Genomic DNA, 24,809 nt, shown 5'->3' on the forward strand with positions numbered 1-24,809 from the left:
CGTCGCTACATACAACGTCAGGAAACTTGAGTCTGTTCCACTCAAGAACAGGTTGACCGAGCGTGCTATACCTGGTACCCAGTGTGGGGCAACGGAATATAGGGGCAACCGGACGTTCGAACTGGTAACGAGATTGGGCTCAGCCCTTGTATTCGGCCCGGCTTTTCGATGCACTACCTGACCATGTCTAGCATCAGCGCCGGTCCGTTGGCCACGAGCTCACCACCGGACTCCGCAACACACATCCTCGCCGCCGAGGGCGGCACCCTCGCCTCGATCGAGGAATGGATCAACAACAACTTCGAGCCGATCAAAGACGTCCTCTACGACTTCACCTTCGGTGAGATCACCGTCTTCGGCACGAGCTTCCCCTGGATCGTCGCCTGGCTGATCATCGCCGCGAGCGTCTTCAGCGTCTACTTCGGGTTCATCCAGTTCCGCGGCTTCAAGCTGGCGCTGGATATCGTCCGCGGTAAGTACACGAAGAAGGACGAGCCAGGCGAGATCACCCACTTCCAGGCCCTGAGTTCGGCGGTATCCGGGACGGTGGGGCTCGGCAATATCGCCGGGGTCGGGATCGCGGTCAGTATCGGCGGCGCCGGAGCCACCTTCTGGATGATCCTCGCGGGCCTACTCGGCATGTGTACCAAGTTCGTCGAGTGCACCCTCGGCGTGAAGTACCGGGAAACGCACGCCGACGGCACCGTCTCCGGCGGCCCCATGCACTACCTGCGCAAGGGGTTGGCCGAGCGGTTCGGCGGTCGCGGCGCGGTGCTCGGCAAGATCCTCGCGGTGCTGACCGCCATCACGATCCTCTTCTTCGCCCTCTCCGGCGGCAACATGTTCCAGGCGAACCAGACCTTCGCCCAACTCAAGGACGTGACCGGCGGCTCGGACGGCTTCCTCGGCAGCGACGGCGCCGCACTGATCTTCGGCATCCTGCTCGCCACGCTGGTCGGCGTCGTGATCATCGGCGGGATCAAGTCGATCGGCAAGGTGACCAGCAGGCTGGTCCCGTCCATGGCGATCGTCTACATCGCCGCCTGCCTGATCGTCATCCTGGTCAACATCACCGACGTGCCCGCGGCCGTCGGCGACATCGTCTCCGGCGCGTTCACCCCGAACGGCGTGGTCGGCGGTGCGATCGGCGCACTGATCGTCGGCTTCCAGCGGGCCGCGTTCTCCAACGAGGCGGGACTGGGCTCCGCCCCGATCGCGCACTCCGCGGTGAAGACGCGGAACCCGGCCACGGAGGGTCTGGTCTCGGTACTCGAGCCGTTCATCGACACGGTGATCGTCTGCACCATGACGGCGCTGACCATCGTCATCGCCAAGACCCAGTTCTGGCAGGACGCCAAGACGGCCTACGTGGACAGTGGTGAGACCCCGAACGGCGTGACGGTGACCTCCCAGTCCTTCGAGACCGTGCTGCCCTGGTTCCCCTACGTGCTGACCCTCGCGGTGGCGCTGTTCGCGCTGTCCACGCTGATCACCTGGAGCTACTACGGCCAGAAGGCATGGACCTCCCTGTTCGGCAAGAGCAAGACCAGCGAGCGCATCTACCAGATCATCTTCCTGGCGTTCGTCGTCGCGGGCTCGGTACTGACCGTGGGAACCGTGATCGACTTCGCCGACGCGATGCTGTTCCTCACCGCACTGTTCAACATCATCGGCCTCTACCTGTTGATGCCGGTGGTGAAGCGGGAGCTGAAGAGCTTCCGGGACAAGATCAAGTCCGGCGAGATCGAGAAGAACGACAAGGTCAAGAGCTGACCCGCTCGGGTGCCCGCGGGCCTTCGGGGCTCCGCGGGCACCCGACCCGGTACGGCTCGAGGTCGGCCTGCCGGATCCGCGCCGTCCAGGCGCGCCGTACCTGTGCCACGGCACGCGACTCGCGCACGACTTCGAGGCGGAGTCTCATCGGCCTCGGTCCCACCGTCACCACCCGGCTATTTGTGCCATACATCTTCACGATCTAATAATTGCGTGCGACAACTATCCAAAACGTGAGGTGACGCACGTATTGGTGGCGTGTAAACCACCCGTCCGGAGCAACCGTGGACAAACAACCTGTGCAGCGGCTACCGCCCAAGCGGTCGGCAACATATGTTGTGGAGAGTGCTTGATCCGGAAGGTGGAATATCCATGAAGCTGCATGGCGCCGGGCGGGACAGTGACCTGTCGTGGGCGAGGAGCCCGCGGCGCGCCATCCGTTCGTGACTGACCACGAGCACGGGTACGAAGTGTGGGCGCAATGACAGCCGACGCGGTCAGCCCCGTTCCACGGGCCTCCGCGGTGCATCGCGAGGCCCCTCCGGCCGTCACCGCGATGGTGCGACTCATCCGGGACGCCTGGGCCAAGGCCGAGCCGTACACCCCGGAGATCACCCAGTTCTTCTACGGCATGCTGTTCACCCTCGCCCCCGCGACCCGCGACTTCTTCCCGATCAACATGGAGGTGCAGCGCGGCCGGCTGGTGCGCGCCCTGGTGCACATCGTGCAGATGGTGGATCGCCCGGACGACCTGGTGCCGTTCCTGCGCCAGCTCGGCCGGGACCATCGCAAGTTCGGTGTGGTGGCCAAGCACTACGAGGCGGTGGGTACGGCGCTGCTCGCCGCGCTCAAGCGGCACCTCGGCGCGGACTGGACCCCGGAGGTGGAGCGCGCCTGGGCCGAGGCGTACACGATCATCGCGCGGTCGATGCAGGAGGCCGCGGCCGCCGATGACAACCCGCCGTTCTGGTACGGGCACGTCGCCGAGCACCGCAGGCTCAGCTGGGATCTCGCGCTGGTCCGGGTGGAGCCCGAGCAGCCGGTGCCCTACCGGCCCGGCCAGTACATGAGCATCGAGGTCCCGCAACGGCCGCGGCTGTGGCGCTACCTCACCCCGGCGAACGCGCCGCGCGAGGACGGTTCGATCGAGTTCCACGTGCGCGCGGTGGACGGCGGCTGGGTGTCCAGGGCGATCGTCAGCCACACCCAGGCCGGCGACGTCTGGCGGATCGGGCCCCCGCTCGGCCGGATGCACGTGGACCGGGAGTCCGGCCGGAGCGTGCTGATGATCGCCGGGGGCACCGGGGTCGCGACCATGCAGTCCATGCTGGACGATCTCGCCCAGTGGGTGGAGAACCCGCAGGTACAGCTGTTCTACGGCGGCCCGACCCGGGATGACCTCTACGACCTCGAGCAGTTGCGGGCGATCGCGTCGGTCAACCCCTGGCTGACCGTGACACCGGTGGTGGAGCGTGGTTCCGGACTGCCCGGCTGCGAGCACGGCACGCTGGCCGAGGCGGTCACCCGGCGCGGCGCCTGGCCGAACCACGACGTGCTGGTCGCCGGCTCGCCCGCGATGATCCGGGCCACTGTCTCCCGCATGCTGGTCGCCGGAACGGCGCTGGACCAGATCCGCTACGACCCCTTCACCATCGACTAGGGTCGGGCGGTGCACGTCACCGTCGAGTACCACAGCGACGGACGACCGTGGTCAGAGGCACGCGGCGGTTCGACCGCCCGGTCCTGGCGACCATCACCGAGCACACGGTCCGCTACGAGACCGACCTCGAGCAGGTCGAGTACCAGTGGCGGCTGGCCGGCGAGGTGCACCGAACCGAGCGGTTCTTCCTGGTCAAGCTGGCGGGGCAGTTCGTGCTGATGCTCCCCCGCAGGGCGCTCACGCCCGAGCAGGACGCGGAGTTCGACGCCTTCCTCGGCCGGCTGGCCCCCGCCCGCTGACAGTCAGCGAGGGCGGCGGGGTGGGCGCCAGACGACGAGGGCGGATTCCCTGCGGACCGGCACCAGATCCTTGCGGTAGGAGGCATGCACCGCGGCGGCGGCCTGCTCGGCGGCCGCGTAGGCGGCGGCCAGCTCCTCGGCCAGCTCCCGTGCCCGCTCGCGCAGGGCGTCGACCTGGTTCTCCAGCTCGATGATCCGTTTGATGCCGGCGAGGTTCACGCCGTCCTCCTGGGACAGCCGCTGCACCTCGCGCAGTTGCGCGATGTCCCGCATGGAGTAGCGCCTGCCCCCGCCCGAGGTGCGACCCGGGGAAACCAGCCCCTGCCGGTCGTAGGACCGCAGTGTCTGCGCGTGCAGGCCGGAAAGCTGGGCCGCGACGGAGATGACGAACACCGGGGTGTCCTCGTCGGCGCCATGCGGCAGGCCGCCGGGCAGCGGGGAGGAGCCGAACATCACGAACCTCGCTCTCGCAGCATCGTGGTGATCTCGGGACGCGGATCCTCACCCGCGTTCGCCTCGGCGTAACGCTCCAGCGCGGCCTTCGCTTCCCCGTCCACCCGCGCGGGAATCGCGACCTCCAGGGTCACCAGCAGGTCGCCCTGGGTGCCGTCCCGCTTGTGGATGCCCTTGCCACGCACCCGCAGCACCCGACCGCTCGCGGTGCCCGGCTGCACCTTCACCGACACCTTGCTGTCCAGAGTCGGCACCGTGATGGTGGCACCGAGGACCAGTTCCTGGAAAGCGACCGGGACGGTGATGGTCAGGTCGTTACCGGACCGGCCGAACGCCGAGTGCGGAGCGACGTGCACCCGGACGTAGAGATCGCCTGCCGGGGCGCCGCCACGGCCCGGCTCACCCTGCCCTGCCAGCCGGATGCGCTGCCCGTCGGCGACCCCGGCCGGGATGCGCACCGTCAACGTCCTGGTCCTGGTGCTCACTCCCTCGCCAGCGCACTCGGAGCACGGGTCGTCGATCACGGTGCCGCGGCCACGGCAGTCCCGGCACGGCTCGGAGAAGGCGAACGCCCCCTGACTACGGCTGACCAGCCCCGCGCCGCCGCAGGCGGTGCAGACGCGCGGTGTGGTGCCCGGCTTGGCGCCGTTGCCACTACAGGTCGCGCAGGTGGTCGGGCTGGAAAGGCGCAGCGGCAACGTGGCGCCCTTCACCGCCTCGGTGAAGTCGATCCGGACATCGGTCTCGACATCGGCACCGCGCTGGGCCCTGCCGGCCGTACCGCCGGCCGCGCCGCGGCGGCCGAACAGGTTGCCGAGCATGTCGCCGAGCCCGCCGAGCCCGCCTGCCTGGCCGCCACCACCGAAGATGTCCCCGAAGTCGAACCCGCCGGTGCCCCCGCTGTTACCACCGGGGAAGCCGAAGCCACCAGGGCTGCCGGAGCCGAACAGTTGCCGCGCCTCGTCGTACTCCTTGCGCTTGCTCGGATCGGACAGCACCCCGTAGGCCTCGGAGACGGCCTTGAACTTGCGCTCGGCCTCGGCGTCACCCGGGTTGGCATCCGGGTGGTTCTCCCTGGCCAGCTTGCGGTAGGCCTTCTTGATCTCGTCGGAGGATGCGTCGGAGGAGACGCCCAACTCACGGTAGAAATCCTTGCCTATCCATTCCCTCGCGCTCATCGGGCGTCCCCTCCCTCCCTGCTGTTATCGAGCGTTCTCATCGGTGTTCAGCGGTAGCTCGCCCTCGACCGGCGGGTCGACGGGCACCTCCGCCTCAGCGGCCGCGGGCTCCGCCGCCGGCTCGTGGTCGGTCACCCCGACCAGCGCGGCGCGCAGCACGCGGTCGCCGAAGTGGTAACCACGGCGCAGCACCGTGGTCACCGTCGGGCCGTCCACCTCGGGCGAGGTGGCGTGCTGGACCGCCTCGTGCACGCTCGGGTCGAAGGGCTCGCCCTCGGTCCCGAACGATTCCAGCCCGGCTCGCTGCAACGTGTTCACCAGCTTGTCGGCCACCGCCTTGAACGCGCCGGTGAGATCGCCGTGTGCCTCGGCCCGCTCCAGGTCGTCCAGCAGCGGCAGCAGGTCGCCGACCACGGAGGCCTTGGCCGTCGCGGCCGCGGCCTCCCGCTCGCGCTCCACCCGCTTGCGGTAGTTGGCGTACTCCGCCTGAATCCGCTGCAGGTCGGCGGTTCGCTCGGCCAGCTGCCGCTCCACGTCACCTGCCGGCACGACCGACTCGTCCAGAGTGGACTCACCGGCCTCGGGGCCCGCGGCGCTCACCGGCACCTCCGGAACCCCCTCGACCTCGACCGGCTCCTGGCGGAGCTCCCCGGTCTCCGGGTCGATCTTGCGACGGTCGCGGACCACGACTCGCGGCTCCTCGTTGTCGTTGCCGGCATCCATGCTGTGCCTGCCCATTCCGACTGAGTCCTCGCGATCCGGTTCGGTCACTTCTTCTCGTCCTCGTCCACGATCTCGGCGTCCACGACATCGTCTGCCTTCGCCGAGCCGGACTCGCCCGCGTCGCCGGCAGCGCCCGCGGCCCCGGCGGCACCCGCGGCGCCTGCCTCGCCCGCCTGGGCACCGGTGTTCGCGTACAGCGCGGTGGCCAGCTCCTGGGAGGCGGAGTTCAGCTTCTCGATGGACTCCTTGATCTTGCCGGTGTCGGTGCCCTTGAGCGACTCGTTCGCCTCGTCGATCGCGGTCTGCACCTTGCCCTTGAGGTCATCCGGCAACTTGTCCTCGTTGTCCTTGATGAACTTCTCGGTCTGGTAGACCAGCGTCTCCGCCTGGTTGCGGGTCTCGGCCTCCTCGCGCCGCTGCTTGTCCTCCTCGGCGTGCGCCTCGGCGTCCTTGACCATCCGGTCGATGTCCTCCTTCGGCAGCGCGGAGCCACCGGTGATGGTCATCGACTGTTCCTTGTTCGTGCCGAGGTCCTTGGCGGTCACGTGCACGATGCCGTTGGCGTCGATGTCGAAGGCGACCTCGATCTGCGGCACACCGCGCGGTGCCGGCGGGATGCCGGTCAACTCGAACATGCCGAGCTTCTTGTTGTGCGCGGCGATCTCGCGCTCACCCTGGAACACCTGGATCTGCACCGAGGGCTGGTTGTCGTCCGCGGTGGAGAAGATCTCCGAACGCTTGGTCGGGATCGTGGTGTTGCGCTCGATCAGCTTGGTGAACACGCCACCCTTGGTCTCGATGCCCAGCGACAGCGGGGTCACGTCCAGCAGCAGGACGTCCTTGACCTCACCCTTGAGCACGCCGGCCTGCAGCGCCGCACCGACCGCGACGACCTCGTCCGGGTTCACGCCCTTGTTCGGGTCCTTGCCGCCGGTCAGTTCCTTGACCAGGTCGGCGACCGCGGGCATCCGGGTGGACCCGCCGACCAGCACCACGTGGTCGATGTCGGACAACCCGATACTGGCGTCCCTGATCACGTTGTGGAACGGCGCCTTGGTGCGGTCCAGCAGGTCGGAGGTGATCCGCTGGAACTCGGCACGGGACAGGTTCTCGTCGAGGAACAGCGGGTTCTTGTCCCCGTCCACCGTGATGTACGGCAGGTTGATGTTGGCGCTGTTGGAGCTGGACAGCTCGATCTTGGCCTTCTCCGCGGCCTCACGAATGCGCTGCAGCGCCATCTTGTCCTTGGTCAGGTCGATGCCGTTGGCGGACTTGAACTTCTCCACCAGCCAGTCGACGATCCGCTGATCCCAGTCATCCCCACCGAGGTGGTTGTCACCACTGGTCGCGCGGACCTCGACCACGCCCTCGCCGATCTCCAGCAGGGAGACGTCGAAGGTGCCGCCACCGAGGTCGAAGACCAGGATGGTCTGCTCCTTCTCGCCCTTGTCCAGCCCGTAGGCCAGTGCGGCCGCGGTGGGCTCGTTGACGATCCGCAGCACGTTCAGCCCGGCGATCTGGCCGGCCTCCTTGGTGGCCTGCCGCTGCGCGTCCTCGAAGTAGGCGGGCACGGTGATCACCGCGTCAGTGACCTCGTCACCGAGGTAGGACTCGGCGTCCCGCTTGAGCTTCATCAGCACCCGCGCGCTGATCTCCTGCGCGGTGTAGGCCTTGTCGTCGATCTCGGTCTTCCAGTCCGAGCCGATGTGCCGCTTCACCGACCGGATCGTCCGGTCCACGTTCGTGACGGCCTGGTTCTTCGCGGGCTGCCCGGTCAGCACCTCGCCGTTCTTGGCGAAGGCGACGATGGACGGGGTTGTCCGCGAACCTTCCGAGTTGGCAATGACCGCCGGCTCGCCGCCCTCGAGCACGGCGACGACCGAGTTGGTCGTACCCAGGTCGATGCCGACCGCTCGCGCCATGGGTTGTTCCTCCTGTGTGTTCTGAACTGCAGCTTTCCGCCCGCGTTGAGCGGCCTGAACTCAAGTTCTATCCCGAGTTGGTATCGCTCGTCAAACCAGACTTGAGCGATCCTCACTCAACCTTCCTGCCTGACTCAACGGATGTACCCGCCGAGTTGTTCCCGCCCAGGTCAGCCCGCGTTCACGGTGACATCGCCGCTGGAGGTGTCCAGCCGTAGCAGGTGGGCGGCGGACGTGCTCTGCCCGACCTGGATCCGGCGGTCGCCGCTGTTCGACTCGCCTTCCACCCGGTAGTCGCCATCCGGCACGGTGACCTCGATGTTCCCGCTGCTGGCGTCGGCCCGGACGTCCCCGGCCACGGACAGCCCCAGGGTGATGTCGCCCGAGTTGGCCTCGGCCGTGACATCCCCGCGCAGGTCCCGCCCGATGATGTTGCCGGAGCTGGCGTCCACGGTGACGTCCTGGCCGACATCGGTCAGCTCCACGTCACCGGAGCTGATCTCCAGCCGCACCGAGCCGTCCACGTCCCGCACCCGCATGTCCCCCGAGGAGCCGCGCACATCGGCGGAGGCGACCCCCTCCAGGGTGAGTGTCCCCGAACTGAGGTCGCCGGTCACGGCGGCGGCCCGGGGGAGCACGACCTCGTAGTCCACGGAGCACCACCAGCCACAGTCGCCGAGGTACAGCTCGCCGCCGGTGCTCGAGAAGGTGTCGTCCGGCTGGCCGAACCGGTAGGAGAAGTTCTGCCGGACGGTGGTCTCCCGCACATCGGCGACCGTGATGGTGATGTCCCCCGAGGAGTTGTCGATCTCCACGCTGCGCACCCGCTCGGCCACCGTGCCGGTGGCCTCCGCGGTGGACGGCCACACCCAGCCGAAGGCGACCGCCACGCCCGCTCCGATCATCACGATGCCACCCAGGGCCAATCCCGGCCGTGCCATGCTGAGCCCTCCCCTGTCAGGTTTCTCTCAGATGGAACGCTAAAGCCCGCGGAGTCGGTGGACATCCGGGCGAACCCCCGATTCCTCCCTGAGGCTTTCCCTACCCCCACTCGCACGGTAACGGTGCGGGCCGCGCACTAGCCTGGGGCCGGACCCTTTCCCGTACAGGAGGATCGCAGACGATGCCCCAGCCACCCAATCCGTACGACTTCCTGCCCGAGGTGCCGAGCTTCTCGCTGCGCAGCGACGATGTCGCCGACGGCGAGACCCTGCCGACCCCGCAACGCAGCGGGATCTTCGGTGCGGGCGGGGAGGACGTGTCCCCGCATCTCGCCTGGTCCGGCTTCCCCGCGGAGACCAGGAGCTTCGCGGTGACCTGTTTCGACCCGGACGCGCCGACCGCGAGCGGGTTCTGGCACTGGGCGGTGTTCGACATCCCGGTCTCGGTCACCGAACTGGGCACCGGCGCGGGTGACGGCTCCGGGCTGCCGGCGGGCGCGGTCACCCTGAAGAACGACGGCGGCCTGCAGCGGTACCTCGGCGCGGCACCGCCCCCCGGGCACGGGCCGCACCGGTACATGTTCGTGGTGCACGCGGTGGACGTGGAGTCCCTCGGCATCGAGGACACCGCCACCCCCGCGTTCCTCGGGTTCAACCTGTTCGGGCACACCCTGGGCCGCGCCATGCTCACCCCGGTCTACGCGAGCTGAGGCCGGCCCGCGCTACTCGCGCGCTACCGAGCCGGTGACGGCCGGTGCCAGGGTCGGGGCATGGGGAGCGCGCACAAGATACGCACGGTCGTGGTGGCCACGCTCGTGGCCACGCTCACCGGGGGTATGGCCTCCGCGGCCGCCGAACCGCCGGCCGCGGAGGCTGTGCAGGGCTCGCTGATGTTCGTGCTGGACGCCTCGGGCTCGATGACGGCCCCCACCGGGGGCGGCGGGACCAGGATGGAGACCGCGAAGGCCGCGATGGGCACGCTGGTCGACCAGCTACCGATCAACATCGACGTCGGGCTGCAGGTCTACGGCACCGCCACCGGGAACACCCCGGCCGAGAAGGAGGCCGGCTGTGCCGACGTGCGAACGTTGCGGCCGGTGAGCGAGGTGGACCGGGCGGCGCTGCACGCCGACGTGGCCGGGATCCAACCCCGCGGGTACACCCCGATCGGCACCGCGCTCACCAAGGCCGCGGAGGCCCTGCCGGAGCGGGGACCGCGGGCGGTCGTGCTGCTCTCCGACGGGGTGGACACCTGCGCCCCGCCCGAGCCGTGCGCGGTGGCCGAGGAGCTGGCGGGGGACAAGGTGGAGCTGGCGATGCACACCGTCGGGTTCCAGGTGGACGAGGCCGCACGGGACGAGCTGGACTGCATCGCCGAGGAGACCGGCGGGGCCTACCACCACGTTCCGGAGGCCGGTGACCTGGAAGACCTGCTGCCCGAGATCGCCGACCGGGCCCTGCGCTCCTACGAGGTGACCGGCGAGAACGTCGCCGGTTCCGAGCAGCCGGACGAGGACGCGCCCTACCTGCGGCCGGGGCAGTACGAGGACAGGATCGACCGGGCCACCCCGCACTACTACCGGGTGCACGTGCCCGCGGGGGTGACCGGCCGGTACACCGCCGTGCACACGGTGCGCAAGGACCGCTCGCGTGTCGAGTCCGGGGTCGACCTGCGGCTGGTGGACGGGCAGTTGCGGGAGTGCGCGCGGGCCCGCGGGTACCGGGACTACAACTTCGACGGCCCGGAGACGGCGAGCGTGACCTGGTCGGCGACCCCGCGCACCCGGTGCGACCCGCGCGGACCGCACTACCTCGAGGTGACCTGGGACAACGCCAAGCGGCGCAGTTCGGACAACATCGAGCTCACCGTCTCCCTCGAGCCGGCCGCACGCGGTGACCACGGGCCGGGCCCGGAGTCGGGGCCGGTGCCGTGGCGGGAGCCCGCCGGGGAGCCCGGCATCGTCTGGGGCGGCGGCTCCTTCCGCAACGCCGCACCCCTCCCCGGTTCGGGTCGCTATGTCGACAAGCTGAACTACAGCGAGTACAGCATCTACAAGGTATGGCTGGACTGGGGCCAGGGACTGGCCTACCGGCTGCGGGTACGCGGCGGTGAGCGGGGCAACGCCGCCACCGTCGCGACCGAGTTGCGCGACCCGACGCGGGCACCGGCCCGGAAGCAGTGGTGGCGCTCGGCCGACCACGACGGGGACGAGGTGACCCTCGGGCCGGTCGGCACCGCCCGGGTGCGGTACGCCAACCGCGAGGGCAACCAGCCGGCCAGTAGCTCCACCCGGGCCGGCTGGTACTACATCGTGGCGAAGCTCAGCCCGGTCTGGGAGCGGCCGAAGTCGACCCCGGAGGAGTTGCCCACCTTCGAGCTCCAGGTGCACGTGACCGGGCAGGCGGAACCGGGGCCGGACTACCCGGAGCTGACCGTGCCCGAGGAGCCACCGCCGGGGCCTGCCGACCCAGCCGACTGGCAACCGGAACCGCTGGCCGCGCACACCGAACCGCAACGGGCCGAGGTGCCATGGCCGTGGTGGGCGGCCGGCGGCGGCGTACTGCTGCTCGGCATGCTCGGCACGCTGTGGTGGCTGCGCCTGCGCCGGGTCAGCGGGGCTTGAGCAGGTAGTCGACAACGGGCCGGAGTTCCTCCGAGGTAGGCGGCTCGTCGTCGATCAGGCCCTGGATCAGCAGCCCGTCGATCCCGGCGAGGAACACCCGGAAGGCGATCTCATCGTCGTGCCGGACCATCGAGGTGAGCACGTCCAGCCAGCGACGCGCGGCCGGCCGCAGTTCGGGGCGGCGGGAAGCCAGCAGGTAGAGCTCGTACTCCGCCATGGTGCGGCCACGCTGCGGGCCGAGCGCCTCGGCGAGCAGGTTCGCCACCTCCGCCGCGCCGCCGCTGCCACGCGAGCGGGCCCGGTCGATCATCCAGTACACCTCGGTCGCCATATCCCGCGCGCAGGCGATCAGGGTGGCGATGAGCAGGTCGTCCAGGCTGGCGAAGTGGTAGGTGGTCGAGGGGGTGGGCACCCCGGCCTCGGCCGCGACCGTGCGGTGCGTGACCCCGGCGACGCCGTCCCGCTCGATCACCCGCAGGGTGGCCGCGATGATCTCGGCCCGGCGTTTCTCGCCACGCGCCTTCCGGCCGTCCGGTTGTGGTTTCAGCGATGTCAGCATGGCCTCCGTGACAAACCCGGTCAGATAACGAAACGATCGTCTCATTAGTGGCCGAGTCGTGCACCACATCTGGGGGACTTAGGCCGCGCTAATCGGTTACTCATCAGTAGGGCGCGTTACGCTCCCCGCAGCCCACCGCGAAGTCCCGAACGAAAGGCCCCGTCCCAATGGGTGCTGTAGAGATCACGCTCGGCGCGATCGCAGTCGCGATCAGCATCGTCGCGTGGAGCATGTTCGTCCGCACGGTCCTGCGCATGGTCAAGACGATCCGGCTCGGGCAGCCCGACGGCACCCGCAACGGTCCGTTCGGCCCACGGCTGCAGACCCTGATCAAGGAGTTCGCGGCACACACCAGGATGAACAAGCTGCGCCATGTCGGGCCGTGGCACTGGCTGGTGATGTGGGGCTTCCTGATCGGCTCGCTGGTGCTGTTCGAGGCCTACGGCGAGGTGTTCGACCCCGAGTTCCACTGGCCGATCATCGGCGGCTGGTCGGTATGGCTGCTGCTGGTCGAGCTGCTGGGCATCGGCACCGTGGCGGGTGGGGTCGCGCTGGCGGTGATCCGTCAGCTCAACCACCCGCGGCGCGCCGACCGGCAGTCCCGGTTCGCCGGCTCCAACTTCGGGCAGGCCTACTTCGTCGAGGCCGTGGTGATCATCGAGGGTCTCGGCATCCTCGGGGTGAAGGCGTTCAAGACCGCGGCCGGGCTGGAGGACCCCGCGCTGTGGACCAGCTTCGTGACCGCGCCGCTGGCCGAGGTCCTGCCCACCGCCCCGGAATGGGTGTCGGTGATGGCCTTCGTCAAGCTGATGAGCGGCATGATCTGGCTGATCGTGGTGGCCAGGAACATGACCATGGGCGTGGCCTGGCACCGGTTCAGCGCCTTCTTCAACATCTACTTCAAGCGCGAGGACGACGGCGGCACCGCGCTGGGCAAGCTCAAGCCGATGATGAGCGCGGGCAAGCCGCTGGACTTCGAGGAGGCCGACCCGGACTCCGATGTGTTCGGCGCGGGCCAGGTCGAGGACTTCAGCTGGAAGGGCTGGCTGGACTTCACCACCTGCACCGAGTGCGGCCGCTGCCAGTCCCAGTGCCCGGCGTGGAACACCGGCAAGCCGCTGTCCCCGAAGCTGCTGATCACCCAGCTACGCGACCACGCCTACGCCAAGGCTCCGTACCTGCTCGCCGGTGGCAAGAAGGACATGACCGGTGAGGAGATCGGGCTCACCGGCGACGACCCGCACGCCGGGATCGACGTGCTGGCACTGGCCGAGTCCGAGCGGCCGCTGGTCGGCGGGCCGGAGGAGAACGGGGTGATCGACCCCGAGGTGCTGTGGTCCTGCACCTCCTGCGGGGCCTGCGTCGAGCAGTGCCCGGTGGACATCGAGCACGTGGACCACATCGTGGACATGCGCCGCTACCAGGTGATGATCGAGTCGAACTTCCCGACCGAGCTGAACGGCATGTTCAAGAACCTGGAGAACAAGGGCAACCCGTGGGGCCAGAACGCCAAGGACCGTCTGCAGTGGACGGAAGGGCTGGACTTCGAGGTGCCGGTGTTCGGTGCCGACGGATCTGACGAGCTTTCGCCGGACACCGAGTACCTGTTCTGGGTCGGCTGCGCGGGCGCGTTCGAGGACCGGGCGAAGAAGACCACCCGGGCGGTGGCCGAGCTGCTGCACATCGCGGGCGTGCGGTACACCGTGCTCGGCCCGGAGGAGACCTGCACCGGTGATCCGGCCCGGCGGGCTGGCAACGAGTTCGTGTTCCAGATGCTCGCCCAGCAGAACGTCGAGGTGCTGAACTCGGTGTTCGAGAACCGGGAGCCGCTGCAGCGCAAGATCGTGGTCACCTGCGCGCACTGCTTCAACACGCTGGCCAACGAGTACCCGGACCTGGGCGGGCAGTACCAGGTGGTGCACCACACCCAGCTGTTGAACCGGCTGGTACGGGAGAAGCGGCTGGTGCCGGTGGCACCGATCGCCGACGACGTGACCTACCACGACCCGTGTTTCCTTGGCCGGCACAACAAGGTGTACGAGGCCCCGCGCGAGCTGGTCGGCGCCTCCGGCGCGCAGTTCCGCGAGATGCCGCGGCACGGTGACCGCTCGATGTGCTGTGGCGCGGGCGGCGCGCGGATGTGGATGGAAGAGAAGATCGGCAAGCGGATCAACGTGGAACGGGTGGACGAGGCGCTGGGCACCGCGCCCTCGAAGATCGCCACCGGCTGCCCGTTCTGCCGGGTGATGCTGAACGACGGGGTGACCGCCCGGCAGAGCGACGGTAAGGCGGGCGAGAACGTCGAGGTCGTGGACGTGGCCCAGTTGCTGCTGTCCGCGGTCAAGCGCACGGAGAAGGAACCGGCCCCGGCGGCCGCGGGTGCCCCGGAGATCGACACCGACCCCGAAAGCTAACCCTAAGTCGGGGGAGAATGACGCGGAAGCGGGCGCCGCCGAGAGGGCTGTCGATGATGGTGACCTCGCCGCCGTGCTGGGTGGCGACCGCCTGCACAATGGCAAGGCCGAGGCCGGAGCCGCCATCCTTGCGGGCGCGAGCATGATCCAGGCGCACGAACGGCTCGAACACCGCCCGCCGGTCACCCGGTGCGATCCCTGGACCGTCGTCGTCCACCTCCAGCACGGCGGCCTCCCTGGTCGCGTGCAGGCGCAGCTCGACCCTGCTGCGCGCGTGCCGGATGGCGTTGCGCACCAGGTTGTCGACCAGCCGCCGCAGCCCGGCCTCGTCCCCGGTGCAGGCCAGCGAGTCCGGCACGCTGGTCCGCACGGGGACCTCGCCGGTCGCCGCCAGGTCGCCGCCAGGTCGCCGCCAACCTCGCAGAGGAGCGCGGCCAGGTCGAACTCGGCCGGTTGCCCGGCCCCGGATTCCTCGGCCCGCGCAATGGCCAGCAGTTGCCCGGCGGTGTGTTCCAGTCGCTCCTGCGCCCGCAGGCTGCGCGCGAGCACCCGCGGCAGGTCGGTGGGGTCGTTGCGGCGCGTAGCGACCTCGAGGGTGGTGCGCAGGGTGGCCAGCGGGCTGAGCAGCTCGTGCGAGGCGTCGGCGAGGAACCGGCGCTGCCTGCGCACACCCGCGGCCGAGCGCTGCAGCAGGTCGTCCAGGGTGGCGATAAGGGTCTCGATCTCGGTGCCCGCCGAGGTCGCCTCGAGTCGCGGCGGCGGGTAACTGCCTGCGGACTCGGCCGCCTGCCTGCGCAGCAGGTCCACGGGGCGCAGGGACCGGCCGAGCGCCAGCCAGACCAGCACCCAGATACCCGCCGCGAGCAGCGGAACGGCCGCCGCGGCGATCCCGGTGACGGTGCCGGCCGCCTGCCGGACATCGGCAAGCGGGGCGGCGATCAGCACCCGCACCGCGCCGTCGTGCTCTCGGTGGATCAGCCACCCGGCACCGAGTCCGGCGAGGTCGGAGCTGCCGGTGACCCAGCCGTCACCCGGTGGCGAGGTGCCGGGGTCGGTGTGGATGTCGATCTGGTCCAGGTCGGCCGACTGCCGGACCGCGTGCCGGGAGGCCGCCAGCACGGTCCCGTCCGAGCGGCTGACCCGGAGCAGCCGCTCGGTGGTGCGCGCGTCCACCAGGGTGCGCAGGGCGTCCGGGTCGGCAGCGCGGCGCGCGATGGCCTCCGCCTCCGTGGCGAGGTCGGCCGCCAGCCGCTCGCGCAGAGAGTGTTCGGTGGCGGCAGCGAACGCCCACGCACCCAGCGCCAGCCCAAGGACCGCGATCAGAGTGGCGGCCACGCTGACCCGCATCCGCAGGGTGCGCATCACCGCTCGGCTTCGATCAGGTAGCCGACTCCGCGGACGGTCCGGATGGTGTCCAACCCGAACGGCCGGTCCACCTTGTTACGCAGGTAGCCGATGTAGACGTCCAGGATCCCGGGGTTGCCTTCGAAGTCCCAACCCCAGACCCGGTCGCGTAGCTCGTGCCTGGGCACGACGGTGCCCGGCCGCTCCAGCAGCGCGTGCAGCAGGGTGAACTCCCTTACCGAAAGGCTGATCTCGGTACCGGCCCGGCGGCAGGTGTGCAGCCTGAGGTCGAGTTCGAGGTCACCGGCCCGCGCCGGCGGGAGCGTGTTCGCCCGTGGCCGCCGGATCAGCGCGCGCAGCCGGGCGAGCAGCACTGAGAAGTCGAAGGGCTTGCCGAGGAAGTCATCGGCTCCCAGGTCGAGAGCGTCCCGATCGTCCCGCACCGCGTTGCGCACGGTGAGCATGAGCACGGGTGTCCAGTCCGCCGTCCGGCGCAGCTCCTGGCAGACGGCGAAACCGTCCATCCCGGGCAGCAGCACGTCCAGCACGATGGCGCTGTAGTTGCCCTCCCGCGCCAGCCACAGCGCCTCGCGGCCGTCGTGCACGATGTCGACGGTGAACCCCTCGTCGGTGAGCCCTTCGGCGATCGCCTCGGCGAGCGCCTCCTCGTCGTCGACCACAAGAATCCGCATACGGCCTCCAGCTGCCGCCCGGCCTCAGCCGGCGAGCAGTTGCGCCAGCACCAGGCCGACCTCGGTGGTGACCTCATCCTCGGGCGGGTTCGCGTTGCTGGCAACGACGAGCACCGACCGCGGCCGCTCCAGCTGCACGATGGTGGCGCCGAAGCCGAAGTCGTTCAGCCCGCTGGTGCCGCGCCCGCGCACCCCGTCCACGGCCTGCTCCGGGGCCTGCTCCGGGGCCACGGCGTCCAGCAGCAGCTCCGTGGACTCCGGCCGCAGCAGCGTGGAGTCCCGCAACGCCTGCCACCAGGTGCGCAGGTCGCGCACGGTGGCGGCGATCCCGCCCCCGCCGAGCAGCGCCCAGGTCGGCTCCCAGTACGCCGGGTTGTTCCTGCCGTGCACCGAGCCCTCGTACCCGGTGGCCACCGGGAGGCCGCGCAGCGTCTCGCTGCCGTAGAAACCGGTGTGCCGCAGACCCGCCGCGGCGAACAGGTCACCGACCACGCTGGTGAACTCCCTGCCGGTGACCTCCTCGACCAGGATCGCGGCGAGGGTGTAGCCGGAGTTGGAGTACGCCTCCCCGGTACCCGGCCGGAACACCAACTCCTGATCGAGGATCCGCCGCAGCGCCACCGCGCGGGTCATCGGTTCGAAGTCGCCCTCGGTGTCGTGGTACTCGCGCACCCCGAGGTGTGTTCGAGCAGCTGCCGCACGGTGATCTCCCGCTTGTCCGCGGGGACATCCGCGAGCAGCTCGCCCAGTGAAGTCCCCAGCTCGAGCAGCCCGTCATCGACGAGGTGCAGCACGGCGGCGGCCGTGAAGCTCTTGGCGATCGAGCCGATGTCGAAGACCGTGCTCACCTCGTTGCCGGTACCGGCCTCCCGGTCGGCGAGGCCCAGCGCGTGGCTCTCGGTCCCGGCGGGGTGATCGACCAGGAAGGCACCGCTGAAGCCGGTGTCCCGCAGGTGCTCGGCGTAGCCGGAGATGGTGCTGACCCCGTCCGGCACGGGCGGCAGCGACGGCCCGCAGGCGGCCGTGCCGAGGACCACGAGCGAAACAGCGAACCGGGTGGCAGGGGGGTGTGCTCGTCTCATGCCGCGGAGTGTGCCCACCACTCGCCAAGAACAGCCCAAGACCGCTGCTGGTGACTGGCGGTGGGGTGGGCCCTACCCGGGAATGCGGTGCCGTCCCCAGTGTTTTCGCGGCGCGTGACCAGCAGGCTCTGTGGTGTCCAAACGCACTGCGGAAAGCTGGGGAGCGTGCCTTGTCTTCTGTCCTGCACACCACCCGCGGCTGGCACCGGCCGTTGCTGGTGAACACCGCGCTGATGCTGTCCCTCGTCGCGGTGTCGATCGTGGGCCTGCTCGTCGACGACCGGGCGTTGCTCGGCGAGCCGGTCTGGGTGAAACCGCTGAAGTTCGGCCTGTCCTTCGCCGTGTACGCGGCCACCCTTGCCTGGCTGCTCGGCAGGCTCACCAGGGCCAGGCGGTTCGGCTGGTGGGTGGGCACCGTGTTCGCCGTGGTCGGGGTGATCGAGGTCGGCGTGGTGGCCTTCGCCGCGGCGCGCGGCACCTTCAGCCACTTCAACCAGAGCGAGGAACCAGCCAACCAAGCCGTCCAGACGATCTTCAACCTGGGCATCCCGGGAATCTTCGTCGCCAACCTGATCATCGCGATCATGGTGCTGTTCCAGCGCACCGGTGACCGGGCACTGACCAGGGCGATCCGCACCGGGCTCGCGATCTCCACGGTGGGCATGTTCCTGGCGTTCTGGATCGTCTCGGTGAACGTCGAGGACCCCCGGCAGGTCACCGACGCGCGGGGCGAGACGATGCCGATGGTGGGCGGTCACGGGGTTGGCACGCCCGATGGCGGCGGGCTGCCGATCCTGAACTGGAGCACCGAGGGCGGCGATATGCGGGTACCGCACTTCGTCGGCCTGCACGGCATCCAGGTGATGCTGCTGCTGGCGATCGGGCTGACCGCGCTGGCGACCCGGTACGTCTGGCTGCGGGACGAGCGGACGCGGGCCAGGCTGGTCGGGGTCGGCGCCGCGGGCTACTCGGGGCTGCTGGCGGTGGTGACCTGGCAGGCCATGCGCGGCCAGTCGCTGATCCACCCGGACGCGGCCACCCTGACCGCCTTCGGCACGGTGGTGGTGCTCACCGGACTGGCACTGGCCACAGTGGTCGCCGCGGGCAAACGCGCCGCGGCCCGGTCCGAGGAACCGGCGCTGACCAGGTAGCGAACGAAAGCAGCTGCCCCCGGGACCGGCCCGGGGGCAGCTGCTGTGTTCAGGCCCGCACGGCCGCCAGGAACGCGGACCACCCCTCGGCCGGGACGGTCAGCATGCCGCCGTCGCGGTCCTTGGAGTCCCGGATCCCGACGACTCGCGGGCGGTGGGCGACCTCGACGCACTCGTTGGCGGTGGTGTTGCTGTAGCTGCTCGTGCGCCACACGGCATCGGCCAGGTCGGAAACGGGCATATGTGCTCCCACTCGGATCAGGTTGTCGTGTTCGACAGCACGGAAATGAGCTCCACGGTCTCCCGTGGACTCATCGCGACATTCCGCAGGCTGCCGAAGGCAAGGCTATACGGCCGCACATCCTCGGCTCGCTCCAAATACACCCCACGACCGAGTAGTTCGACATAGCCGACATCCGAGTCGGCGGGGCTCCCTTCGAAGCCGAGGATGCTGAACGGTACGCCCGTCGCCGGGTAGGCACCCGCGCTCGCCGGGATCACCCGCAGCCGCACATTGGGCAGCGCGGCCAGCTCCAGCAGTCGCCCGCGCTGCCGCCGCATGACCTCCGCACCGCCCACCTCGACATGCAGGGCGGCCTCGGTCAGGATCGCCTCCACCTGGAGCGGGGTGTCATCGGTCAACCTGCCCTGCCGGTGCATCCGGGCGTCCAGCCGGTCCTGCTCGGCCTCCACGGGCAGCGCCGGAACGGAGGCGCGATCCAGCGCGGCGCCGTACTCAAGCGTCTGGAGCAGCCCGGGCACCACGTCCACCTTGAACGTCCGCAGCTTCGTGGCCTCGGCCTCGAGCTGCACGTAGTCCAGCACGTCGGCGTCCAGCGCGCCCTCTTTGACCGACTCCCACCAGCCGGGCGCCTGCGCGATCTGCGCGCTGTTGAACAGGGCCTCGCGTTCCTCCTCGTCGATGCCGTAGACGAGTGCCAGGGTCACCACGTCCGCGGGCCGGATCGGCGGGGTCGCGGCCTCCAGCCGGGACTGTTTCGCCCTGGACCAGCCCGCGCGGGAGGCGACGTCCTCCTGCTTGTAGTCGGTCCGGGCGCGCCACTCGCGCAGCACGCGGGCGATCCGCCGCAGCCGAACATTGGGCGATGGGGCCTCCGTGGCCGGGCCGTCGGTCATCCGTGCCTCCCTGCGGGTCTGTCCCGGTGAACGCCGTGAGCGTAGCGAAGCCGCGGGCAGTCTCACGTTCACCCACACGTGTAGTTCTGAGAATTCTCATGTCGATTCCAGTTGCAGTCACTCGATATGTACATGATGGTTGACGAGTACAACGACGCGGAGGAGGCGAGATGGCGATCGCCACCGTTACCCGGACTCGCCCGGCGAACCCACAGCGCCGGGCATATGCGGGCGGCACGTGTCGAGCCCGAAGGGCCGCGACACCCTGGCTCCACGTGCCGCCCGCCCCCGAGCAGGGACGGCGACCATGACCGACCCGCATATCGCGGCGCTGGTCCGCTCGATGGACGAAGGTTTCCGGTTCCTGCACCTGCGGGACGGTGCCGAGGTCACCGCGATCCACGCCGAGCGCTGGCGGCACGGCGCGGTGGACGCCTTCACCGTGCGGGAGCCGGAGATGGCGTTCGGCCTGCGGCTGCGCACCGAGGACTACCCGCACGGCGATCCGCTGTGGCAGCGATGCGGTTCGGTCGCCGAGGTGGTGGCCGGATTGCTGGAGCTACCGCCGCACGGTGGGCCCGGCGCGCCCACGCGGACGGCGGGCGCCCGGATGTGGCTGCCGAGCGATGTCCGGTGAACGCGTTGCCTGGCGAGGTGCCCTGCACGGCGAGGTGCGGCACCGGGTGCTTGCCGGTGGTGAGTTGCTGCACGCACTGGGGCGAACGTTCGGGGTGTCCTGCTGCGGGGTGGTGTGCGTGCGTGGCACACCCGGCCGCGACTGCGCCTACTGCCCCGCCTGCTGGCCTCGCCCGACGAACGGATGGTTCACCCCATCCGGATACTGAGCGGAAAGGAATCGCGAGATGGAACCGCCGAAAATCGAGATTCTCACCGGCGTCCCGGAAAAGGGTGTGCGGCTCACCGGCCCCGCCAGAGCGAAACTGGCTGACGATATGCGGAAGGTGTACGAGCGCGGCGCCACCGTGCGGGAGATCGCCACGGCGATGGGGCGTTCCTACGGTTCCGTGCACCGGCTGCTCACCGAGGCCGGGACGGTATTCCGCGCCAAGACCGGGAAGCCGCCAGCACCCCCTGGCTGATATCGGCGGATTCGGCCGACTTCACCGCTCGGCGGATTGTTTCGTACAGCTGGCCGTGGACACGATGGCGCTGGATCGTTGGTCGAGGCGGAGAGGCGTCATGGTGTCAGCAGCCCGGCCGGCAAGGAAGTACCCGGCCACCACGGTGAGGACATTGCCGTACAGCACCCCCGGCTTGGTCAGCGAGTAGTGCCGCACGAGCGCGGCACGCAGTCCCTCACCGGCGGCGCCGGCCGCGAGGTTGGCATCCCTGCCCGGTCTCGTGGAAGTCGACGTACCTGTCATGGCCACTCCCGCGCAGGCGCGTTCATCGATCGGTACCCGGCGCGGAAGAAGGCGGCTCATGCCCGCACTCCATGCACGAACAGGTCGACCAGCCACTCGGCCGGCTCGCCCGGCTCGGACGGTGAAGTCCCGCCGGGCGGGTCCACATGCGATGCCAACCGCCCGCCGTCGAGCAGCCCCTGGGCCAGGCTCAAGAAGGGACCAGGCCAGGAAACCCGCATCCCCCGAACGGAACTCGCCCGAGGCGATCGCCCCGGCTATCGCCGAGCGCACCGGCTCATGGGTGGCGGCGAGGAACTCTCCGGTCAGCGACTCATGGTGGCGCTGATCGATAAAACGAAGCGCGTCGTGCAGCGCCTCCATCCGCCGGCCACGGCCGGGCTCGGTGCAGATCCACCGTGCGGCCGCGCGCAGCCTGCCCTCCCCATCGGTGCGGTGGCCGCGGCCATCGCCCGGGTCAACCCGGCACGCACCCGCACCAGCGAGTGGTGCAGGATCGCCACGACCAGTTCTTCCTTGCCCTGCGGGAAGTGGTAGTACAGCGCGGGTTTGGCCACTCCCACCTCGCGGGCGACCCGCTGCAACGAGACCGCGCGGTAGCCGAGCCGCACCAGGTGCTCCTCCGCGACATCCATGATCCGCTCACGAGTCGCCGCGCTGCTCCCACCGGCGCCTACCCCGGGTTCCGCCATAGCCCGGCAGCTACCTACCGGAAGGTAAGCCGAGCTCTCGGGGCTGTTTCGCGGCGAACGCGGCACGATCGGCGGGTGGGAGCCATTCCCGCTATCACAGCCGACAAGCCCTGAACGTGGCTTTCCGGGCATCAGGCGTACCGAACGGACCGATCGGGACGTCTGACGTCGCGAAAGCCACGTTCAGGGTCCTTCAGCCGGCGCCGAGGCAGACGAAGGGGCGGCGCAGTGGATCGGCGGCGGTGGCCTCGGCAAGTGCCACGGCGGGTTGCTCGCCGGCGGACAGCAGGCGGTGCAGGTCCGTCATGGTCTCCGCCGCCGCATGGTCACCGACCTTGGCCACCGCGCCGAACACCGACCGAGCCCCTGCGGCGAGCAGGGTTCCGGCGAAGCCGAGCGGTTCCTCACCGGGCCGGGTGTGGCTCATCGCCAGCTCGCAGGCGGCGAGCACCACGCGTTCCGGCAGCCGGTTGAGCCGGGTGGTCTCGTGCGCGTACAGCGGCCCGTCCACCAGCTCCAGCCGGGAGAACAGGGCGTTGGCCGGTTCGTGCGTGCCGTGCGCGGCCAGGTGCGCCAGCCGGGAGCCCTGCAGCTCGGACAGCACCGAGGTGCTGGTCGCCAGTTCGGCATCGACCAGATGCGCGTCCGGGTACACCAACCGCAGCTGCCGCACCTCGCCGACCGCGCCGGGGACGCCCGGACCGCCCACCAGCAGCACCGGATCGTCCCCCTTCTCTTCCTGACCGCGCCGGGCCGTCGCGCCCAGCCAGGCTGTGGCCGAGGGGGCGACCGCGAGCGGGCGGCCGCGCAGCGAGGGCAGCGCCGACCACGGCAACGCGTACAGCGGGCCGATCGGCACGATCACCAGCTCCCGGTCGCCGATCGCCTCCCGCAACGGCGCCAGCAGCAACTCGTCCAGGCGCTCGGCCCGCTTGCGGGCGGAGGTCGTGACGGCGTTGGCGAGTGCCTCCGGAAGTTGGTCCGGGGCCAGCGCGTCCAGGTCGGCATGCAGTTGCTTGGTGGTCTCCACGACATCGTCCAGCGGCCCGAGCCGAACCAGCCGGAACCGCCCGTCCCGGACCACCACCCCGGACAGCGTGTCGCCCTGCCGGACCAGGCTGACCAGCGCCCGCTCGCCGAGCCGTTCGGCCACCTCCTCCGGCGCCGACACCGGGCGGGGCCTGCCCCACGGGCTGGTGTACCAGCCGAGCCTGCTCACCTCCCGCTGCAGAGCGGCGTAGCGCTTCTCAAGCGTGGCAACGGGTTTGCCCTCCAGCCGCAGTTGCTGGACGGTCCGCTGCACGCTGCGCATCTCGGTGATCCGGCTGGCGAACACCTGGTCCTCGATCACCGGCATCGGCTCGTACCGGAACACCTGCGCCCTGGTGCGCTCCTGCCAGGCGAGCACCCGCCGCGCCCCGGACTGCCCGCGGGCGCGTTCCAGCACCACCCGCACGCCGAGCCGGCCGAGCTCCTGGCCGTGCACGGCGGTTCCGGACAGCAGGTCCAGCCCGCCCATCCGGTCCCGGATCAGGCCCAGCTCGGTCAACCCGGCCCGCGCCTGCGCCAGAGCCGAGCGGTGCCTTCCGGCGGCCACCGCCAGCTCGGCCCGGCACAACCTGCGCAGCATCCGGTGGTCCACCGGGGTGGTCCGGCGCGGCTTCGGTACCTCGGCGAGCAGTGCCTCCGCGGCCTCCACCGAGCCGCGGCGCAGTAGCAGCCGCACGGCGAGCAGGTGGGCGACCGCGGTCTCGTCCCGCAGCCCGAACTCGGCCAGCCGATCGGCGACCTCCCGCAACCGAGCCGGCAACTGGGTGCCGGGCCTGCCGTCGCTTTCCAGCACCGCCAGCGCCTCGGCGCGCAGCCGGGCCAGCGCGGCCACCTCGGCCCAGGACGCGCTCTCCCGGCGCAGGAACCGGCGCCGCGCGGCGGTCGCCAGGCGCTTGGCCATCGCGAAGTCGCCCTCCAGGATGGCCGCGGCGGCCCTGGCCACCTCGGCTTCGGCGATGTCCTGGATGCGGCGAGTACGGCGCATCTCCGGCAGTGCCTCGTCGAGCAACCGGGCGGCTTCGTCGGCCAGTCCGGCGGACAGCAGGGCGCGCGCCTGGTCCAGCCGCAGTTTGGACAGCGAGCCCGGTCCCTCGGACACGAAGATCCGCGCGGCCTTCTCGTAGTGGTGCAGCGCTCCCGGCACGTCCCCGACCAACTGGGCCTGGTCACCGAGGTTGTGCCGGACCTTGCCCTCGAGCTGCTTGAGCCCCCGCGCCACGCACAGGTCGTAGGCCTGCCGCAGGTCGACCAGCGCCGCCTCCGGATTGCCCATGAGGTTGTGCACGAAGGCCCGGTTCATCAGGTTTCCCGGCAGCATGACCCCGTTGTCGTCCGCCTCGTCCACGGTGGGCAGGATCGCGTCGAACAGGGCAAGCGACTCGCGCAGCCGACCCGCCCGGTACAGGATCACCGCGCGCTGCAAGCCGATCACCGTCTTCAGCGAGCGGCGCGGTGACGCCCCCTGGGTCATCCGGGCGCGCACCGCCTCGGCGGCCTTCAACTGGCCGAGACCCGCGGCCGTGGAGGTGGTCTCCGCCTCGGCGTAGGCGAGGCTGATCAGGATCCGGGTGCGGATCTCCAGCCACACGTCGTCGATCTGGTCCACCGTGGCCAACCGCCGCAACGCGCGGTAACACAGCCGAACGGACCTCACCTCGTCGTGATCGGCGGTGGCTTCTCTCGCACGTCGGTGGAGGTCACGTGCGGCGGCGACGGCGCGGCCGGCACGA

General features: G+C 70.1%; 24 protein-coding genes and 2 pseudogenes. 10 read left to right on the top strand and 16 right to left on the bottom strand.

What is annotated here, in order from left to right; all coding sequences use genetic code 11:
• Positions 1 to 183: 183 nt before the first annotated feature.
• From FB471_RS16945 to FB471_RS34135, 3 genes are all read left to right on the top strand, one after another.
• Positions 184 to 1,773 carry an alanine/glycine:cation symporter family protein gene (locus FB471_RS16945; protein ID WP_141999436.1) on the top strand — a complete coding sequence of 530 codons (1,590 nt, stop codon included), beginning with the start codon at positions 184 to 186 and terminating at the stop codon, positions 1,771 to 1,773.
• Positions 1,774 to 2,254: 481 nt separating this feature from the next.
• Positions 2,255 to 3,433 (top strand): globin domain-containing protein, encoded by a 1,179-nt coding sequence (locus FB471_RS16950; RefSeq protein WP_170220834.1) that lies wholly within the window; start codon positions 2,255 to 2,257, stop codon positions 3,431 to 3,433.
• Between the two features lie 47 nt (positions 3,434 to 3,480).
• Positions 3,481 to 3,732, top strand: a complete 252-nt coding sequence (locus tag FB471_RS34135) for a YcxB family protein (protein WP_170220835.1) — start codon at positions 3,481 to 3,483, stop codon at positions 3,730 to 3,732.
• 3 nt (positions 3,733 to 3,735) lie between these two features.
• On the opposite strand, the gene FB471_RS16960 is transcribed toward FB471_RS34135, so the two are convergent.
• The 5 genes from FB471_RS16960 to FB471_RS16980 form a co-directional block, all read right to left on the bottom strand.
• Positions 3,736 to 4,185 carry a heat shock protein transcriptional repressor HspR gene (locus tag FB471_RS16960; protein WP_141999438.1) on the bottom strand — a complete coding sequence of 150 codons (450 nt, stop codon included), beginning with the start codon at positions 4,183 to 4,185 and terminating at the stop codon, positions 3,736 to 3,738.
• A complete protein-coding gene (gene dnaJ / locus FB471_RS16965) occupies positions 4,185 to 5,363 on the bottom strand; it encodes a molecular chaperone DnaJ (protein WP_141999439.1) in 1,179 nt (392 codons plus the stop codon). Before dnaJ ends, FB471_RS16960 begins: the two co-directional genes overlap by 1 nt.
• A 24-nt stretch (positions 5,364 to 5,387) precedes the next feature.
• Positions 5,388 to 6,101: a nucleotide exchange factor GrpE gene (gene grpE, locus FB471_RS16970; protein WP_142002062.1), complete on the bottom strand. Its 714-nt coding sequence runs from the start codon at positions 6,099 to 6,101 to the stop codon at positions 5,388 to 5,390.
• Between the two features lie 29 nt (positions 6,102 to 6,130).
• Entirely contained in the window at positions 6,131 to 8,008 is a 1,878-nt protein-coding gene (dnaK, locus tag FB471_RS16975; protein ID WP_141999440.1) for a molecular chaperone DnaK, read from the bottom strand.
• Positions 8,009 to 8,178: 170 nt separating this feature from the next.
• Complete coding sequence (locus FB471_RS16980) at positions 8,179 to 8,949, bottom strand: DUF4097 family beta strand repeat-containing protein (RefSeq protein ID WP_246076445.1); 771 nt, start codon at positions 8,947 to 8,949, stop codon at positions 8,179 to 8,181.
• Between the two features lie 182 nt (positions 8,950 to 9,131).
• Between FB471_RS16980 and FB471_RS16985 the strand changes: the two genes are divergently transcribed.
• Together FB471_RS16985 and FB471_RS16990 are read left to right on the top strand one after the other, a co-directional pair.
• On the top strand, positions 9,132 to 9,659 hold the full coding sequence (locus tag FB471_RS16985; RefSeq protein WP_141999441.1) for a YbhB/YbcL family Raf kinase inhibitor-like protein: 528 nt from the start codon (positions 9,132 to 9,134) through the stop codon (positions 9,657 to 9,659).
• A 60-nt stretch (positions 9,660 to 9,719) separates the two neighbouring features.
• On the top strand, positions 9,720 to 11,573 hold the full coding sequence (locus FB471_RS16990; protein WP_141999442.1) for a vWA domain-containing protein: 1,854 nt from the start codon (positions 9,720 to 9,722) through the stop codon (positions 11,571 to 11,573).
• Here the strand turns inward: FB471_RS16990 and FB471_RS16995 are convergent.
• Positions 11,560 to 12,132, bottom strand: coding sequence for a TetR/AcrR family transcriptional regulator (locus FB471_RS16995; RefSeq protein ID WP_425457073.1), 573 nt, complete (start codon positions 12,130 to 12,132; stop codon positions 11,560 to 11,562). The genes FB471_RS16990 and FB471_RS16995 overlap by 14 nt on opposite strands.
• 167 nt (positions 12,133 to 12,299) lie before the next feature.
• Between FB471_RS16995 and FB471_RS17000 the strand changes: the two genes are divergently transcribed.
• On the top strand, positions 12,300 to 14,546 hold the full coding sequence (locus FB471_RS17000; RefSeq protein ID WP_141999443.1) for a (Fe-S)-binding protein: 2,247 nt from the start codon (positions 12,300 to 12,302) through the stop codon (positions 14,544 to 14,546).
• On the opposite strand, the gene FB471_RS17005 is transcribed toward FB471_RS17000, so the two are convergent.
• From FB471_RS17005 to FB471_RS35950, 4 genes and pseudogenes are all read right to left on the bottom strand, one after another.
• Positions 14,473 to 14,916, bottom strand: coding sequence for an ATP-binding protein (locus tag FB471_RS17005; protein WP_211358052.1), 444 nt, complete (start codon positions 14,914 to 14,916; stop codon positions 14,473 to 14,475). The genes FB471_RS17000 and FB471_RS17005 overlap by 74 nt on opposite strands.
• A 158-nt stretch (positions 14,917 to 15,074) precedes the next feature.
• A pseudogene (locus FB471_RS35945) lies at positions 15,075 to 15,908 on the bottom strand (histidine kinase dimerization/phospho-acceptor domain-containing protein); the annotation flags it as partial.
• Entirely contained in the window at positions 15,908 to 16,582 is a 675-nt protein-coding gene (locus tag FB471_RS17015; protein WP_141999444.1) for a response regulator transcription factor, read from the bottom strand. The pseudogene FB471_RS35945 and the gene FB471_RS17015, both read right to left, overlap by 1 nt.
• A 24-nt stretch (positions 16,583 to 16,606) precedes the next feature.
• Positions 16,607 to 17,664, bottom strand: a pseudogene (locus FB471_RS35950) (serine hydrolase domain-containing protein).
• Between the two features lie 170 nt (positions 17,665 to 17,834).
• Between FB471_RS35950 and FB471_RS17030 the strand changes: the two are divergent.
• Positions 17,835 to 18,815 (top strand): hypothetical protein, encoded by a 981-nt coding sequence (locus tag FB471_RS17030; RefSeq protein WP_141999447.1) that lies wholly within the window; start codon positions 17,835 to 17,837, stop codon positions 18,813 to 18,815.
• A 49-nt stretch (positions 18,816 to 18,864) separates the two neighbouring features.
• Here the strand turns inward: FB471_RS17030 and FB471_RS17035 are convergent, their stop codons facing one another.
• Both FB471_RS17035 and FB471_RS17040 read right to left on the bottom strand, forming a co-directional pair.
• Entirely contained in the window at positions 18,865 to 19,056 is a 192-nt protein-coding gene (locus FB471_RS17035; protein WP_141999448.1) for a DUF397 domain-containing protein, read from the bottom strand.
• A gap of 17 nt (positions 19,057 to 19,073) precedes the next feature.
• Entirely contained in the window at positions 19,074 to 19,952 is an 879-nt protein-coding gene (locus FB471_RS17040; protein WP_141999449.1) for a helix-turn-helix domain-containing protein, read from the bottom strand.
• Between the two features lie 307 nt (positions 19,953 to 20,259).
• Here FB471_RS17040 and FB471_RS17045 point away from each other — a divergent pair, with 307 nt between their 5' ends.
• From FB471_RS17045 to FB471_RS17055, 3 genes are read left to right on the top strand one after another with little or no spacing between them, the layout of a single operon-like run.
• Positions 20,260 to 20,589: a hypothetical protein gene (locus tag FB471_RS17045; RefSeq protein ID WP_141999450.1), complete on the top strand. Its 330-nt coding sequence runs from the start codon at positions 20,260 to 20,262 to the stop codon at positions 20,587 to 20,589.
• On the top strand, positions 20,579 to 20,797 hold the full coding sequence (locus FB471_RS17050) for a hypothetical protein (RefSeq protein ID WP_141999451.1): 219 nt from the start codon (positions 20,579 to 20,581) through the stop codon (positions 20,795 to 20,797). The genes FB471_RS17045 and FB471_RS17050 overlap by 11 nt, the downstream gene beginning before the upstream one ends.
• Positions 20,798 to 20,815: 18 nt before the next feature.
• Complete coding sequence (locus FB471_RS17055; RefSeq protein ID WP_141999452.1) at positions 20,816 to 21,052, top strand: helix-turn-helix domain-containing protein; 237 nt, start codon at positions 20,816 to 20,818, stop codon at positions 21,050 to 21,052.
• Positions 21,053 to 21,073: 21 nt separating this feature from the next.
• On the opposite strand, the gene FB471_RS17060 is transcribed toward FB471_RS17055, so the two are convergent.
• From FB471_RS17060 to FB471_RS17070, 4 genes are all read right to left on the bottom strand, one after another.
• Positions 21,074 to 21,337, bottom strand: coding sequence for a hypothetical protein (locus FB471_RS17060; RefSeq protein WP_141999453.1), 264 nt, complete (start codon positions 21,335 to 21,337; stop codon positions 21,074 to 21,076).
• Between the two features lie 56 nt (positions 21,338 to 21,393).
• Positions 21,394 to 21,531, bottom strand: a complete 138-nt coding sequence (locus FB471_RS34140; protein WP_170220836.1) for a hypothetical protein — start codon at positions 21,529 to 21,531, stop codon at positions 21,394 to 21,396.
• Between the two features lie 111 nt (positions 21,532 to 21,642).
• Positions 21,643 to 21,972: a TetR/AcrR family transcriptional regulator gene (locus tag FB471_RS17065; protein ID WP_141999454.1), complete on the bottom strand. Its 330-nt coding sequence runs from the start codon at positions 21,970 to 21,972 to the stop codon at positions 21,643 to 21,645.
• A gap of 250 nt (positions 21,973 to 22,222) precedes the next feature.
• Positions 22,223 to 24,733 carry a CHAT domain-containing protein gene (locus tag FB471_RS17070; RefSeq protein WP_141999455.1) on the bottom strand — a complete coding sequence of 837 codons (2,511 nt, stop codon included), beginning with the start codon at positions 24,731 to 24,733 and terminating at the stop codon, positions 22,223 to 22,225.
• Positions 24,734 to 24,809: the final 76 nt, after the last annotated feature.

This window comes from Amycolatopsis cihanbeyliensis, from assembly GCF_006715045.1.
In the GTDB taxonomy this organism is placed as follows: Bacteria; Actinomycetota; Actinomycetes; order Mycobacteriales; family Pseudonocardiaceae; genus Amycolatopsis; species Amycolatopsis cihanbeyliensis.